Raw genomic sequence first — 13,708 nt, forward strand, 5'->3', positions numbered from 1 at the left:
CTACACGAAGAGCCTTTCCACCGGAGTCCCCGCCGCGGCCCCACTGCTGGCCTCGCGGGCGTACTGCTCCACGGCCAGGGCCCGATGGGCCGCCGTGTGCTCGGCCAGCACCCGCGCACGGGCCTTCGCGCCCAGCGCGCGCCGGTCCTCCTCCGACAAGTCCCGGAGGTAACCGAGCGTGTCCTTCGCCGTGCGCGCCACGAGGATTTCCTCCCCCGGCACGAAGACGCTCTCCAGCCCGTTCCACGCGTCGCTGATGATGGGCACCCCGCACGCGGCGGCCTCGAAGAGGCGCACGCTGGGCGAGTACCCCGCCAGCACCATGTCCGCGCGCGTGACGTTCAGCGTGAAGCGCTGCGAGCAGTAGAAGTCCGGGTGCTGGGGCGGCGGCAGGTGCTCCACCCGCTCCACGTTGGAGGGCCACCGCACCACCGCCGGGTACTGAGGGCCGGCGATGACGAAGCGCCCGCCCCTCCAGACGAGCGCGGCCTCCAGCATCAGCCGCTCCAGCGTGGGCTGCCGGTCCGCGCTGTACGTGCCCAGGTAGCCCAGGTCCCAGCTCACGGCGCAGGGCCGGGGCTGGTACAGCTCCGGGTCCACGCTGCAGTAGAGCGGGCGCGCGGCGGGTGAGCCCAGCTCTCGCTCGATTCGCCGCAGCGTGGGCCCGCCGGTGAAGGACAGGTAGAGCCGGTAGCCGGGGATGAGGTCCGGCGAGAGGTACTCGAAGTCGTTGCGAGCCAGCTTCGCCAGCGTCACCGGCGTGTCGATGTCATAGAAGGCGGGGAGCCCGCGCGTGGTGGCCTGCACCCAGCGGCCCACCTCCACGCCCTGCGGCACGTACGAGCCCACCATCACCAGGTCCGCGTCGCGCACGTCCGGCGTGAAGCGGGCACGCAGCTCCACCAGGTCGTCGTACAGCTCCGTGCGGCCCCACGGCGGCCGGGGCATGTCTCGGTTGGCCGCGTACCAGGGCACATCCCGCTCCAGGAAGAGCACGTCGTGCCCCCGGCGCACCAACTCGCGCACGAGCCCGCGGAAGGTGGTGGCGTGGCCGTTGCCCCACGACGACGTAATCGACAGGCCGAGGATGACGATGCGCATGCGCTGGGCCTCCATCACGCCACCCCCTCCAGCGCGCCCGCGCGCTTCGGCGCCCGGTAGCCCAGCACCTGCTCCACCTGCACCGCACGGTGCGCATACGTGTGCTCGGCCAGCACGCGCCTGCGAGCAGCCTGCCCCATGGCCCGCGCGCGCTCCGCGTCCAGCGAGCGGCCGACGGCGGCCGCGAAGTGGTAGACGGCGTCCACGCCCCGCGGGGCATGTCGCACCGCCTCCGCGTCGCGCACGTCACCCACGTGCAATTCCACCTCCGGGTTCAGATGGGCCGGACGGGCTCGCGCCTCGCCGTGGACTTGAGGGAGGAGGCAGTCGAGCACGCGGACGCGGTGGCCCTGGTCGATGAGCTGGTCCGCCAGGTACGAGCCGATGAAGCCGGCTCCGCCAGTAATCAGAATCTGCTTGCTCTTCATTGCCCCTCCGACGCCGTCAGGACCGGAGGCCGCCGCGCGCGGATGTTGTACTCAGGTAGTAGAGCGACCTCATGACCGAGCCCCGGGCTCGCGTGGGCAACGTAGGTCGCGGCCGATCGGCCGGGGAGTGCCATGCCACGCCGCCTCCCTGCTCGCGTGCCGGTCCCGCGAGCACTGGCGAACGCACCTCACACGTCACCCTTTGACGGGGTGACCTGGGGTGTCGGAGGGGTCCGAACAGGTGCGCGACACCTCACACGAGAAGCAGCGCGGGATATGCGGCACGGGTACGAAGTGGGACGCGGGTCGACGCTTTCCGCGCACCAGGTCCGCGCACGCGCGCTCCAACCATCAGCCGACACGGGGCCCGTACCGTGGCCGTAGGGGGAAACGACGCGCGTCTGGCACTCCGGGGCGAGTGCTGTCGCGCCCGGGTTCCGGCACCCTCCCCGCGGACTCGCAGCGGGGCTCGCTTCGCGGGTCGTGCTCCATCTCCGCATTCCACCGGCGCGGCAACGCCACCCTGACGGCCTCGCGAGAGCCTGTATAGGCTGGCGCGGATGGAAGGCCGGGTGGGCGTGTCAGCAGGACAGCTCAGGGAAGGCGCGCGGTGCGGCCTGCACCCGGTGGCCCTGGCGCTGGCGGTGTGTGCCCGCTGCGGCACGTTCGCGTGCCTGGAGTGCGTGTGCAGCGTGGCGGGCTCGGTGTGGTGCGCGGCGTGCGCGCGGCGGCCCGTCGAAGCCACCGAGGACCGTCAATGGAGCGTGGAGCTGGTGCGACTGCTCGCGACACTGGCGTGGGTGTTCCCACCGCTGGCACTGGTGGCGCTCACGCTGACGTGGCGGCAGCGGCGGCGCATCCGGAGGGGCGAGCTGGCCTGGTCCGCGGACTGGCCCCTGCGTCAGGCCCGGCGCCACGCGCTGCTGGCGCTGGCCGTGTGGAGCCTCCTCATCGGAGGCGCCGTCGCCCTCTTCCTGCGCTCAAGCGGCGTGGGCCGCTGAGAGCCCCCGGCGCTCCATGAAGGCGCGCAGCTCCGGCCAGCGCGCGGTGAGCATCTCGAAGTCGCCGGGGCGCACGGGCTGGGTCGCGGCCAGCGCGTCGTTGATGGTCGCCGCATGCGTGGATGCATCCTGCGCGTCCAGCGCGAAGGCCCTGAGCAGCTTGAGCCGGCGGACGTCCCGCCCGCCCGATGCATCCGCCTCCGCCCACCGGGAGTCGAGCGTCTTCACCGCCACCGCGTGATGCCCCTCGCGGCACAGGACGATGACCTCCGGAAGCAGCGCGTACATGGGCGGCGTGTCACCGAGCCGCTTGCGCCCCTCCTCCAGCCACGCCCGCGCGGAGGCCGTGTCGCCCAGCACGGCGTAGCAGGAGGCAATCAGGTTGGGCATCCACCGGTGCGCGGCGGGCAGTCCGCGCTTCAGGTTCCGAGAGCGCTCAGCGGTGCCGAACATCTCGAGGGCCCGGGCGGGCTCCCCCAGCGCGAGCAGGCAATGTCCGAGCATGGCGACGGAGACCGAGCGCTGGATGGCATTGGTGCTCCGCCGCGCGGCATCCTCGAAGCAATCCGCCGCACCCCGCTCGTTCCCCGCGCCGGAGAAGGAGACGCCGCGGTTGTAGGTCGTCGCCCACCGGCGTATCCGCAGGTAGAAGAAGGTGAACAGCCCCAGGAACGTCACTCCCATCAGGGTGACGTAGAAGCCCGTGCCAAGGCTCTCGCGGGGCGCGCCCTGGCCCTGGGCGAAGGAGTTGTAGAAGAACACGAAGAGGATGGCCGCCAGGCCCCACCAGAGGACCTTCCCCCACGTCGAGGCCGCGTAGGGTTGGAGGTGGCGCTCCTTCGGAAGAGGTAGCTCGGTCACACGGTGCTCCGGCAACGGGAAACGGCCTCCTCTCGTAGCGCGAATGACGCCCCGCGTGCCATCCCCCACAGTCCGAGGACGCCCGCGAGGACGATGAGCACCGCGCCGAGCGCGGCGAGCGTGTATCCCCGGGGAAGCCACGCGGCCGCCCAGGCGAGGCCTCCCGTTCCCGCGCTCAGCAGCGCAAGCCCGCTCGCCATGACCAGCAGCCCCGCGTTGTGCAGCATCAGGCTTCGCGACAGCGGCCTTCCCAGCCTCGCCAGCAGCGGAACGAGGAGGCCGAGGCTGACGAAGCCGACGAGCACCACGTGCAGGTAGAGGATGACGGGTTGCCGCGCCTGCGCCGCCCACGTGGCGAGCCCCAGGGCCCCCGCGGCCTCCATCGTCAGCTTCAGCCCATACCAGGCCGACAGGCAGCGGAAGGCCACCGCGGTGCTGCCGGTGAGCTCGCGCGCCATGCGCCACAAGGCGCGGACCCAGACGAGGCCGGCGGCGATGCCCACCCACGCGGCGCCACGCGCGAGCAGACCGGGCACGCCTGCGTCTCCTCCCGCCACGCCGAGCGGCGCGCCCAGCCACGCCGTCGACGCGAGCACCCACAGGCTGACGCCCAGCCCTCTCTCGTCCACGCGGACGCCCCGGGCTCGCGCATGCGCGATGAGCACCGCCAGCGTGGTGAAGAGGAAGAACCAGGCGAAGGCGTGCAGGAAGACGAAGACGCAGAGCCGCGCGAGGAAGGGCGTGCCCCACCCCGACGCGAGCAGCACCACCCGGACCATGGCGCCCGCCAGGGCCAGCACCACATAGGCCATGCCGGCACGCAGGAAGCGGACCTCCAGGCCCCGGGCGCCACGGGCCGCGCGGAACCACACCCCCACCGCCACCGCCCACACGAGGAGCGCCAGCGTGGACACGGCGATGCCCGGCGCGGAGTACCCCCCGTAGAGGAACGCCACGAAGGTGAGCCCCGAGGTGACCGCGAGCGCGGCGAGCACCCGGACGGGCCCAGGCCCCCTGGCGCCGACCTGCTCGTAGGCGAGGGTGAGCAGGCCCAGCCCGGCCCAGCCGAAGTACAGCGTGTGCGAGTGCGCGTGCAGCGCATGGCCGAAGTCCAGCCAGGGCATCGGTTGGAGAAAGGACATGCGCAGCAGCAGACCGAGGCTGGTCGCCAGGACATAGAACCCCAGCGACAGGGCGAGGAACGCGCGCGTCGTCGACGGTCCGCTCGCGGGTGGGAAGGCGCTGAAGGGCCGGAGCATGACGGGAGGAAACGCAAGGCACGTGCCGCGTCTCACCCCTCGGAGCACCGGCTGTCGCCACGGCAAGAAGTGCGGCACGCGGCGAGGCGGGTGAAAGGCCTGCGCGAGCGCGCACGGTGCAACGGTGCAACGGTGCACCTGTGGACGGCGGCCCGTTCTTGGGCCTGAGGCCCGGTGGCGCGCGTGCTACAAGCCGCCGCCATGGCCGAGACGCACGAGAAGGACCACATGAAGCTCCCGGACACGTTCCGGGGTGTCAATGCCCGCTATCCGGAAGTCGCGCGTGCCTTCCAGTCCCTCGGGGACGCCATTCATGGCGCCGGCTCGCTGTCCGAGCGCGAGCGGCGACTGGTGAAGCTGGCCATCGCCGTGGGCGCGCGGCTCGAGGGCGGCGTGCACAGCAACGCCCGCAAGTGCATCTACAGCGGCATCTCTCCGGACGACGTGCGCCAGGTGGCGCTGCTCGCGCTCACCACCATCGGCTTCCCGTCGATGGCGGCGGCGATGACGTGGATTGAAGACGTCATCGCCGCTGCGGCAACGGGTTCGCGAGACGCGGCGGCCGAGCCCGAGGAGCCCTGACGCGCTACCGGCTCGCGGCCGCCACGTCGGGCGAGATGCGCACGAGCCGGATGCCCTGGGGCGCGCGCAGGAGCGTGTCCCACCAGCACTGGCCCTGGTAGCGGTAGCGGACCTGCACGCCCATCACCTGGCCCTGCTGGAGTGCGCTCATCGCGTCCTCCAGGGAGTGGCGTTGGGAGGAGGCCATGTCGACGGAGCCGCCCTTGAGCAGGACCTCGTCCACCACGGCGAGCCCCTGGATGTCGCTGAGGAGCCGGGCCAGCGTCGCGGTGTCGAGGATGGACTCCTGGAGGGCCGGGAGTGCTTGTGTGTCCAGCGTGGTGCTCATGGGGTGACTCCCGGGACATCGGTGGCGCGAAGCTCGAAGGCGTTGATGGGGGCGGGGCAGACGCGCACACAGGTGCCACAGCCGTCGCAGCGCTCCGCGACGACTCGCGGTCTGCCCGCGTCGACGACGATGGCGCCCTCGACGGGGCAGCGCTCCACGCACGTGGTGCAGAAGGAGCCCTGCCAGGCGAGGCAGAGTTGCGTCCGCACGCGCACCGTGGAGCCGGAGGCGGGCCGGGCTTCGAGCGCTCCCGCCAGCCCCTCTCGCAGCGAGAACACGGGAAGGCGTCCATCCACGGTGGCCTCACCGGAGCACGCGCGGCCCGCGTAGAACGCCTCGAGCGAAAAGGCCGGAGGCTCCGAGGCTCGGGGAGGAGCGACTGTGGCGGGCGACTCCGGCGCGCGAGGTGAAGCGACGGCGGCAGGTGCCACGTGCTCGCGCGGCCTCCTGAAGAGTCCCAGCAGCGCGCGGCGGCTGAGCCCCGACTGCGCGCTCATGGCATCTCCTTCGTCACCGCTCCCGGCGGAGGCGTGGCGTCCAGCAGGCCGGGCGGCGGCTCGCGCCCATCCAGCGCCGCGGACGACGCATGGCACTGGACGCAGTTCTGCCGCTCCGGGTGCGACGTGCGCAGCCCGGGCTTTCCCGTGGGCCCATGGCAGGAAGCGCACTCCGAGCGCATCTGCTGCGAGTGCGGCATCGTCGGCGGAGCCCCCGGCCACGCGCGCGCGCCATTCCCCGAAGAAGCCCGCCCGACGAAGCGGTTGCCCGGCATGTCCGGGTACGGCACCAGCGGCTTCGGAGCCACCTGCACCACATGACACTGATTGCAACTCTGATACGGCGGGTGGCTGATGCGCGGCGCGATTCGCTCGCCCAGCTTCATGCCCTGCGCGTGGCAGGACAGGCAGCCCGGTGTCCCGGACTGGTCCACCTCATGAGGAATGGTGGGCGGCGCCCCGTCATAGGCGCGGTGCGCCCTGCGCGACTCCACGGCCAGCGCGCGCTGCTCCAGGGACGCCACCGCCGTGGGCTTCAGCGGGTCGATGCCCGCTTGCAGCGCCTCGATGGCGCCCTCGTACATCCGCGCGTTGTCCCCGCGCCGGGCCTCGCGCAGCTCGCGGTAGCTCGGCGCGCGCTCGGACGTGGCGGGCGCACCGGCTCCGGAACCGGGCGCCGGGCGCTCCGGCTCGGGGCGCGTGCCCGCGATGAAGCCCGTGAAGGCCAGCGCCACCGCAATGCCCGCGGCCACGTGGAGCCAGCGCGCGGGCAGACCCGAGCCATCACCCTGGGGAGCGCCGCTCATCCGCGAGCCTCCTTCCCTCCGCGCCTGCGCACGCGGGCCGCGCACTTCTTGTAGTCGGGCTGCTTGGAGAACGGGTCATGCTCATCGAGCGTCAGCTCGTTGATGAGCAACCGCTCGTCGAAGAACGGCACGAAGAGCGAGCCCTCCGGCGGCTCCCCGCGCCCGCCCAGCCACACCGGCAAATCCAACCGGCCCCGGCGCGTCTCCACCGTGACGACGTCTCCATTGCCCACACCCAGGCGCCGCGCGTCCGCGCGGTTCATCTCCACGTACGCGCTCGGCATGGCCCGCTGGAGCTGGGGAATGCGCATCGTCATCGTGCCCGAGTGCCAGTGCTCGATGACGCGGCCGGTGCACAGCCAGAAGGGGAACTCGCTGTCGGGCGACTCTGGGGGCAGTTCGTACGGGTTGAACCAGATTTGCGCCCGGCCGTCGTGCGTGGGCGAGTGGTAGAACTGGATGTCTCGGCCCTTCTCCACGTACGGGTCATCGAACCCGGAGAAGCGGAAGCGCGTCTCCCGCCAGCTCCCGTCCTTCTGCTGCACCACCGGCCAGCGCAGCCCGCGCGCCTTCACGTATTCCTCGTAGGGCGCCAGGTCCTTGTGCTTGAGGCGCGTCGACTTCCGGTACTCGTCGAAGAGGTGCGCGTCGACGTTGACGTCGTAGTAGTGCGCGAAGTCCCAGATGGGCACGGGCTTGCCGTCCTTCTTCACCTCGAAGAGGAAGCGGCCGTCCTTGTCCTTCATCCCCGCGAAGCCGCGCTCGAAGAGCCGGTGCGCCACGGCGATGAGCTGCCAGGCGTCGTCGCGGGCCTGGCCGGGCGGGGGCACCATCTTGAACCACTGCTGGGTGCGCCGCTCGGAGTTGCCCACCATGCCGTTCTTCTCCACCCACATGGCGGAGGGCAGCACGAGGTCGGCCATGCGCGTCGTCTCCGTGGGGTACACGTCCGAGACGATGAGGAACTTGTCCGAGAGCTTCCGGCTGGGGTCCACCAGCTTGTGGCGGTTGGGCAGCGTCTGGGCCGGGTTGGTCACCTGCACCCAGACGGTGTGGATGTCCCCGCCCTGCTCCGTGGGCGTGGAGAAGCGCTCCCACATCAGCACCGTGTGGTAGCCCGGCTTCGCGGCGATGCGGCCCGCCGGCACGTTCCAGAGGTCCTCCATCTCGTGGCGGTGCTTCTCCTCCGCCACCACGCGGCCGCCCGGCAGCGCCTGCGCGAGCGTGCCCACCTCGCGCACCGTGCCGCACGCGGAGGGCTGCCCGGTGAGGCTGGTGGGCGCGTCTCCCGGCCTGCCGAAGTGGCCGCTGAGCAGGTGCAGCCCGTGGATGAGCGAGTTCATCGCCGTGCCGCGGGTGTGCTGGTTGACGCCCATGCACCACAGGCTGGTGATGCGCACGTCCCTGCGGGCGAACAGGCCCGCCAGCATGCGCAGGTCCTGCTGGGACACCCCCGAAAGCTTCTCCACGTGCTCGGGCGTATACGGCGCGAGCAGCGCCCGGTACTCCTCGAAGGTGATGGCCTTGCCCTGCAGCGTGGCCGGCTCGCTGGGGGCGCGGAAGGCGCAGTTGCTTTCGACGAAGGCCTTGTCCCAGGTGCCGTTCTCCAGCAGCAGGTGGGCGATGCCGCAGGCGATGGCCAGGTCGGTGTTCGGCTTGAAGCGCAGCACGTGGTCGCAGAAGGCGCTGGTGCGCGTGCGGCGGGTGCCGATGTCGATGAGCGTCACCTTCTCCCCGCGCGAGCGCCGGTCGATGACGCGCGAGAAGAGGACGGGGTGCATCTCCGCGGGGTTGTTGCCCCACATGATGAGCACGTCGCAGGTGTCCAGGTCGTCGTAGCAGCCGGCCGGCTCGTCCACGCCATAGGTGGCGAGGAAGCCCGTCACCGCCGAGGCCATGCACAGGCGCGCGTTGGCATCCAGTTGGTTGGTGCCCAGCCCGCCCTTCACGAACTTGGAGGCCGCGTAGCCCTCGGGAATCGTCCACTGGCCGCTGCCGTAGAGGCCGAAGCCCTTCGGGTCCTTCTGGATGCGCGCGGCGATGATGTCCAGCGCCTCGTCCCAGGAGATGGGCACCTGCGTGTCGCCCTTGCGGAGCAGCGGCTGCGTGAGGCGGTCGCTCCCGTAGAGCGCGAGCCCCACGTGGTAGCCCTTCACGCACAGAAGACCCTTGTTCACCTCCGCCTTCGGGTCTCCGGCGATGGCCACCACCTTCCCGCCCTCCACGCCCACCTGGACGTGGCAGCCGGTACCGCAGAAGCGGCAGGGCGCCTTGTCCCACTTCACGCCACCGCTGGCGGAGGGCACCGCGGACGGCGCCGCGCCCGGCGTCTGGCCATACGCGAGCCGGCTGGCGGCCAGCGTCGCCGCGGTCATCGCCGTCGTCTTGAGGAAGTCGCGCCGGTCCATGGCTCAGGCCTCCCCGCCGAAGAAGTCCACCTGCACCACGTCCAGGAACCGCACTCCGGGCAGGTCGCGAAGGAGGTACGCGAGCGACTCGCCCTCCTCCACCGTCTCCGTCTCCGTCACCACGGGGAGCCAGCGCTCTTCAAAAGGTGTCCCCACCGTGATGCGCGCGTCCTGCTCGAGCCGAGCGAGCAACTGAGCACGCTGCTCGGCGGAGTCTTCAAGGGTGAGCACCAGGCTGCTGAAGGTCATTGGGTCGCTCCGGGTCCACACCTGCCTTGAGCAAGAGGTGGACCAGGGCCCCTCGCGGAGCCTCGGCCCGGCGCACGCGCAAATGCTGCATGCCTGAGCACACTTTTGAGCAAAGGCTGCGTCCCGGGGACGAGCGGCCCACGGGGCCTGCTCGGAAACGGCGTGGCATGGACGCTGCTTTGAAGGAGGCCGTGGCCGCGACCTCTCCATCCTCCCTGCTGTCCGTGCTCGTGGCCCTCACGCTCTGCGGGTGTGAGCGCGACGTGCCCCGGCCCCTCCAGCCGCCCCCGGGTGACGTAGCGCCGGTGGAGACGGTGCTGGTGCCGGAGAAGCTCACCTCCATCGAATCCGGCGCGGTGGATGCGCTCGGCCGCCCGCTCAGGGCGCCATGCGCCACGTGCCACTCCCTGAAGGAGCCCGCGCGGATGCCGCAGTCGGCCGGGGAGCTCCAGGCGTTCCACCGCGGGCTCCAGGTCCGCCATGGCGACAACGCCTGCACGTCCTGCCACCAGGCGGACGCCCCGCAGTCGCTGCACCTGGCGACGGGAGCGCCCCTGCCGATGACAGAGGTCGTGACGCTGTGCTCGCAGTGCCACGGCCCCCAGGCGCGCGACTACCGGGCCGGCGCGCACGGCGGCATGACGGGCTACTGGGACTCGTCGCGCGGCGGGCGCACGCGGAACAACTGCGTGTCCTGCCATGACCCGCACGCCCCGAAGTACGCGGGGGCCCTCCCTGTCATGCCGCCCCGCCCCCTGCACCCTCCTCCCGCCGAGAGCCACGCCCATGAATGACGTCACCCGCCGCACCGCGCTGAAGGGTGCCGGCGCCACGCTGGGCGCCGCCGCCTTCGCCCACGCCCTGGCTCCGCTGACGGAGTGGACGGAGGACCTGTCGCTCGACGCGTTCCTCCAGCGCCACTACAAGGAGCTCACGCCCTCGGACATGAAGGCCGTGCTCTGGCGGCTGAAGATGGACGCGAAGCGGGAGTACGGCCGCGACGTCGACATCCAGGACCTGCCGCCGCAGGAGGGCGTCTCCTTCGGCTACGCGCTCAACCTCAGCATCTGCATCGGCTGCCGCAAATGCGTGGAAGCCTGCCACCAGGAGAACAACCACGACCGGCGCACGGGCAACTCGTACATCCGCGTGCTGGAGATGGAGCAGGGCAGCCTGGACATGGAGCGCGGCAACGCGGACTACACACACGCGGTGCCGGCGCCGGGGAAGTACTACCTGCCGGTGCAGTGCCAGCAGTGTGACAACGCGCCGTGCGTGAAGGTGTGTCCCGTCCAGGCCACCTGGAAGGAGCGGGACGGCGTGGTGGTGGTGGACTACAACTGGTGCATCGGCTGCCGCTACTGCGAGGCGGCCTGCCCGTACCACGCGCGACGCTTCAACTGGACGAAGCCCGAGATTCCGGCGGACGAAATCAACCCGGACCAGGGCTACCTCTCCAACCGCATCCGCCCGCAGGGCGTGGTGGAGAAGTGCACCTTCTGCCTGCACCGCACGCGCGCCGGAAGGCTGCCGGCCTGCCTGGAGGCATGCCCCACCGGGGCACGCGTCTTCGGCAACCTGCTGGACCCGCAGAGCCCCATCCGCTGGGTGCTCGAGAACAAGCGCGTCTTCGTTCTCAAGGAAGAGCTGGGGACCCGCCCGCGCTTCTTCTACTTCTTCGACAAGTGAGCCATGGCCGCCCCTCGTCACGTCCTCGACTATCCCCGCTTCCTCGGCCGGCTGCTGTGGATGAGCACCGACGGGAGCTGGCGCTTCTACACGTGGATGACGGTGCTGACCGCCATCTGCCTGGTGGGGGCCAACGCCTGGGCCCGTCAGTTGGCGCAGGGCATGGTGCTCACGGGGATGAGCGACCACGTGTCCTGGGGCCTCTACGTGGCCAACTTCACCTTCGGGGTGGGACTGGCCGCGGGCGCGGTGATGATGGTCATCCCCGCGTACCTGTACCACGACCATGAGATGCACGACGTCACGCTGGTGGGCGAGCTGCTCGCGGTGGCGGCGATTGCGCTGAGCCTGCTGTTCATCGTCGTGGACATGGGCCACCCGGAGCGGGCGTGGCACCTCATCCCCGGCGTGGGCCGGTTCAACTGGCCGGTGTCGATGCTCACGTGGGACGTGGTGGTGCTCAACGGCTACCTGCTGCTGAACCTGCACATCTGCGGGTACCTGCTCTACATGCGCTTCCTGGGGAGGAAGCCGCGCAAGCGCTGGTACCTGCCCTTCGTCTTCCTCTCCATCTTCTGGGCCGTCTCCATCCACAGCGTGACGGCGTTCCTCTACAGCGGGCTGGGCGGGCGGCCCTTCTGGAACTCGGCGCTGCTGGCGCCCCGGTTCATCGCCTCCGCGTTCATCACCGGGCCGGCCTTCGTCATCCTGCTGCTGCAGGTCATCCGGAGGTTCACGGGGCTGCCCATCGGCGAGGGGCCGCAGCGCACGCTCACGTCGGTGATGCGGGTGACGGTGCTGCTCAACCTCTTCATGCTGGGCTCGGAGGTGTTCACCGCCTTCTACACGGGCGGCGCGCATGCCGGGCCGGTGAAGTACCTCTTCTTCGGGCTGCACGGGCACCATGCGCTGGTGCCGTGGATATGGACGGCGGTGGCGTTCAACCTGGCCTCGGCGGTGCTGCTGCACCTGCCGGCGAGCCGGCGTCACGTCTCGGTGCTGAACACGGCCTGCGTGCTGGCCTTCGTGGGCGTGTGGATTGAGAAGGGGATGGGGCTCATCATCCCGGGCTTCGTCCCCAGCACCCTGCATGAGCTGGTGGAGTACGTGCCCACCCTCACCGAGTGGAAGATTACGGCGGGCATCTGGGCCTTCGGGTTGATGCTGCTGACGGTGGCGGTGAAGGTGGCGCTCCCGGTGCTGAGCGGGCAGCTCGCGTCGCACGCCGCGCCGGAGCCGCCGGCGGATGCGTGAGCAGGTCGCTCACGACGAGGTCGTCCGGCTCCAGGCCCGCGGAAGTCACAAGCTGATGCGGGCCCGCCAGGCCTCCCTGGCGCCCGCGCCTGCCGATGGGAGTGGCACCTGGACGCGCAGGGGGGACGACCGGGAGATGCGCTCGAGCATCGCGCACAAGGCCTCCGCGAGGGCGAAGCGCTCCGTGGGGTCTTCCGCCAGACAGCGTCCAATCGCCATCGCGAAGCCGGGGTCGATTCCCGGAACGAGCTCGGAAATCAGCGCCCCCTGCCGCGTGGAAGGCACCCTGCCGGTGCAGAGCTCGAACAGCACGAGGCCGAGCGCATAGAGGTCGCTCTGCGGCGTCGCCGGCGCGCCCAGGCGAATCTCGGGCGCCATGTAGCGCGGCGTGCCGACGACTCCCGGCACCGCCACGAGGCCCGAGCGCTCCGCGCCCACGAACGTGGCCAGACCGAAGTCGAGCAGCTTCACGGTGCCGTCGGGCTCCAGGATGGCGTTGCCCGGCTTGAGGTCGCGGTGGAGCACACCGCGCTGATGCGCGGCACTCAGCCCCCGCGAGAGCCCCAGGGAGATGTCGAGCACGCTCCGCCAGGGGAGCGGCACCCGCAGCTCCGCGAGACTCTTTCCGTCGACGTACTCGTACACGAGGTAGGGCCGTCCATCGACCTCGCCCGCCCGGTACATGGTCACCACGTTCGGATGCTGGACGCGGGCGATGGCGCACGCCTCGATGGCGAAGCTCGCGAGCGTTCCCGCGTCGGGCTGGAGCGCGACACAGAGCTTCAAGGCCACCCAGCGGTCCATCGAGGTGTCCTGGGCAAGGTAGACGGCTCCCATTCCTCCCCGCCCCAGCAACCTCACCAGGCGGAACTCGTCCACCTCTCTCGGAGGACTCCAGGTGGCCCACGGACGCGCCGCCAGCTCCGGGCCCGACGGGTGCCTCACCGACAGGGCCGCGGACGCGACCTCCGCCTGGGCCGCCTCACTGCGCACGAGTGCCACCAGGAGCGCACGGCACGCGGAGCACTCCTCGGCATGGTGATGGACGACGGCATTCGCCGGCATCGCCAACCGGCCCTCCAACAGGGCCACCACGTCCTCATCGCGCAAGCACCTGGATGGCAATGTCTCTCCCCCTGAATACACTTCAAGTGAAGACTCTCACAGGACACCCACGCGTCGGAGCGCCGGATACAACGCCATCCCGCCACCGCCGCAGTCCTTACCTTTTTATGCCTAAACTGT

Annotated in this window: 15 protein-coding genes; 5 read left to right on the top strand and 10 right to left on the bottom strand. The window is 70.8% G+C overall.

Features of this window, described 5'->3' with window-relative positions:
* The gene (locus tag ACVTJA_RS44060; RefSeq protein WP_465840657.1) at positions 1–1,116 is read right to left on the bottom strand and encodes a CgeB family protein; all 1,116 of its coding nucleotides are present in this window, start codon (positions 1,114–1,116) and stop codon (positions 1–3) included.
* A complete protein-coding gene (locus ACVTJA_RS44065) occupies positions 1,116–1,529 on the bottom strand; it encodes an NAD-dependent epimerase/dehydratase family protein (RefSeq protein ID WP_465829743.1) in 414 nt (137 codons plus the stop codon). The genes ACVTJA_RS44060 and ACVTJA_RS44065 overlap by 1 nt, the downstream gene beginning before the upstream one ends.
* Positions 1,530–2,101: 572 nt before the next feature.
* Between ACVTJA_RS44065 and ACVTJA_RS44070 the strand changes: the two genes are divergently transcribed.
* Positions 2,102–2,530: a hypothetical protein gene (locus tag ACVTJA_RS44070; protein ID WP_465829744.1), complete on the top strand. Its 429-nt coding sequence runs from the start codon at positions 2,102–2,104 to the stop codon at positions 2,528–2,530.
* On the opposite strand, the gene ACVTJA_RS44075 is transcribed toward ACVTJA_RS44070, so the two are convergent.
* Together ACVTJA_RS44075 and ACVTJA_RS44080 are read right to left on the bottom strand one after the other, a co-directional pair.
* The gene (locus ACVTJA_RS44075) at positions 2,510–3,391 is read right to left on the bottom strand and encodes a hypothetical protein (protein WP_465829745.1); all 882 of its coding nucleotides are present in this window, start codon (positions 3,389–3,391) and stop codon (positions 2,510–2,512) included. The two genes, ACVTJA_RS44070 and ACVTJA_RS44075, sit on opposite strands and share 21 nt — an antisense overlap.
* On the bottom strand, positions 3,388–4,650 hold the full coding sequence (locus ACVTJA_RS44080; protein ID WP_465829747.1) for a hypothetical protein: 1,263 nt from the start codon (positions 4,648–4,650) through the stop codon (positions 3,388–3,390). The genes ACVTJA_RS44075 and ACVTJA_RS44080 overlap by 4 nt, the downstream gene beginning before the upstream one ends.
* A 201-nt stretch (positions 4,651–4,851) precedes the next feature.
* Here ACVTJA_RS44080 and ACVTJA_RS44085 point away from each other — a divergent pair, with 201 nt between their 5' ends.
* Positions 4,852–5,232, top strand: a complete 381-nt coding sequence (locus ACVTJA_RS44085) for a carboxymuconolactone decarboxylase family protein (RefSeq protein WP_465829749.1) — start codon at positions 4,852–4,854, stop codon at positions 5,230–5,232.
* 4 nt (positions 5,233–5,236) lie between these two features.
* On the opposite strand, the gene ACVTJA_RS44090 is transcribed toward ACVTJA_RS44085, so the two are convergent.
* Genes ACVTJA_RS44090 through ACVTJA_RS44110 form a run of 5 tightly spaced genes read right to left on the bottom strand, consistent with a single transcriptional unit; the run spans position 5,237 to position 9,520 of the window.
* Positions 5,237–5,560: a hypothetical protein gene (locus ACVTJA_RS44090; RefSeq protein WP_465829750.1), complete on the bottom strand. Its 324-nt coding sequence runs from the start codon at positions 5,558–5,560 to the stop codon at positions 5,237–5,239.
* Positions 5,557–6,057 carry a 4Fe-4S dicluster domain-containing protein gene (locus ACVTJA_RS44095; RefSeq protein WP_465829752.1) on the bottom strand — a complete coding sequence of 167 codons (501 nt, stop codon included), beginning with the start codon at positions 6,055–6,057 and terminating at the stop codon, positions 5,557–5,559. Before ACVTJA_RS44095 ends, ACVTJA_RS44090 begins: the two co-directional genes overlap by 4 nt.
* Positions 6,054–6,863 carry a nitrate reductase cytochrome c-type subunit gene (locus ACVTJA_RS44100; RefSeq protein ID WP_465829754.1) on the bottom strand — a complete coding sequence of 270 codons (810 nt, stop codon included), beginning with the start codon at positions 6,861–6,863 and terminating at the stop codon, positions 6,054–6,056. The genes ACVTJA_RS44095 and ACVTJA_RS44100 overlap by 4 nt, the downstream gene beginning before the upstream one ends.
* Positions 6,860–9,271, bottom strand: a complete 2,412-nt coding sequence (locus tag ACVTJA_RS44105; protein ID WP_465829755.1) for a molybdopterin-dependent oxidoreductase — start codon at positions 9,269–9,271, stop codon at positions 6,860–6,862. Before ACVTJA_RS44105 ends, ACVTJA_RS44100 begins: the two co-directional genes overlap by 4 nt.
* A gap of 3 nt (positions 9,272–9,274) precedes the next feature.
* The gene (locus tag ACVTJA_RS44110; protein WP_465829756.1) at positions 9,275–9,520 is read right to left on the bottom strand and encodes a hypothetical protein; all 246 of its coding nucleotides are present in this window, start codon (positions 9,518–9,520) and stop codon (positions 9,275–9,277) included.
* Between the two features lie 167 nt (positions 9,521–9,687).
* On the opposite strand from ACVTJA_RS44110, the gene ACVTJA_RS44115 reads away from it, so the two are divergent.
* From ACVTJA_RS44115 to dsrP, 3 genes are read left to right on the top strand one after another with little or no spacing between them, the layout of a single operon-like run.
* Positions 9,688–10,314: a hypothetical protein gene (locus ACVTJA_RS44115; RefSeq protein ID WP_465829758.1), complete on the top strand. Its 627-nt coding sequence runs from the start codon at positions 9,688–9,690 to the stop codon at positions 10,312–10,314.
* Complete coding sequence (locus tag ACVTJA_RS44120) at positions 10,307–11,209, top strand: 4Fe-4S dicluster domain-containing protein (RefSeq protein WP_465829759.1); 903 nt, start codon at positions 10,307–10,309, stop codon at positions 11,207–11,209. Before ACVTJA_RS44115 ends, ACVTJA_RS44120 begins: the two co-directional genes overlap by 8 nt.
* A gap of 3 nt (positions 11,210–11,212) precedes the next feature.
* A complete protein-coding gene (dsrP, locus tag ACVTJA_RS44125; protein ID WP_465829760.1) occupies positions 11,213–12,463 on the top strand; it encodes a sulfate reduction electron transfer complex DsrMKJOP subunit DsrP in 1,251 nt (416 codons plus the stop codon).
* Positions 12,464–12,508: 45 nt separating this feature from the next.
* On the opposite strand, the gene ACVTJA_RS44130 is transcribed toward dsrP, so the two are convergent.
* The gene (locus tag ACVTJA_RS44130; RefSeq protein WP_465829762.1) at positions 12,509–13,555 is read right to left on the bottom strand and encodes a serine/threonine-protein kinase; all 1,047 of its coding nucleotides are present in this window, start codon (positions 13,553–13,555) and stop codon (positions 12,509–12,511) included.
* Positions 13,556–13,708: the final 153 nt, after the last annotated feature.

The organism is Pyxidicoccus sp. M6 (assembly GCF_055568925.1).

Bases quoted from the DNA above. Each gene is read 5' to 3' on its own strand.
- ACVTJA_RS44060 (WP_465840657.1), bottom strand. From the start codon at position 1,116: ATGGAGGCCCAGCGCATGCGCATCGTCATCCTCGGCCTGTCGATTACG.
- ACVTJA_RS44065 (WP_465829743.1), bottom strand. From the start codon at position 1,529: ATGAAGAGCAAGCAGATTCTGATTACTGGCGGAGCCGGCTTCATCGGC.
- ACVTJA_RS44080 (WP_465829747.1), bottom strand. From the start codon at position 4,650: ATGCTCCGGCCCTTCAGCGCCTTCCCACCCGCGAGCGGACCGTCGACG.
- ACVTJA_RS44085 (WP_465829749.1), top strand. From the start codon at position 4,852: ATGGCCGAGACGCACGAGAAGGACCACATGAAGCTCCCGGACACGTTC.
- ACVTJA_RS44090 (WP_465829750.1), bottom strand. From the start codon at position 5,560: ATGAGCACCACGCTGGACACACAAGCACTCCCGGCCCTCCAGGAGTCC.
- ACVTJA_RS44095 (WP_465829752.1), bottom strand. From the start codon at position 6,057: ATGAGCGCGCAGTCGGGGCTCAGCCGCCGCGCGCTGCTGGGACTCTTC.
- ACVTJA_RS44100 (WP_465829754.1), bottom strand. From the start codon at position 6,863: ATGAGCGGCGCTCCCCAGGGTGATGGCTCGGGTCTGCCCGCGCGCTGG.
- ACVTJA_RS44105 (WP_465829755.1), bottom strand. From the start codon at position 9,271: ATGGACCGGCGCGACTTCCTCAAGACGACGGCGATGACCGCGGCGACG.
- ACVTJA_RS44110 (WP_465829756.1), bottom strand. From the start codon at position 9,520: ATGACCTTCAGCAGCCTGGTGCTCACCCTTGAAGACTCCGCCGAGCAG.
- ACVTJA_RS44115 (WP_465829758.1), top strand. From the start codon at position 9,688: ATGGACGCTGCTTTGAAGGAGGCCGTGGCCGCGACCTCTCCATCCTCC.
- ACVTJA_RS44120 (WP_465829759.1), top strand. From the start codon at position 10,307: ATGAATGACGTCACCCGCCGCACCGCGCTGAAGGGTGCCGGCGCCACG.
- dsrP (WP_465829760.1), top strand. From the start codon at position 11,213: ATGGCCGCCCCTCGTCACGTCCTCGACTATCCCCGCTTCCTCGGCCGG.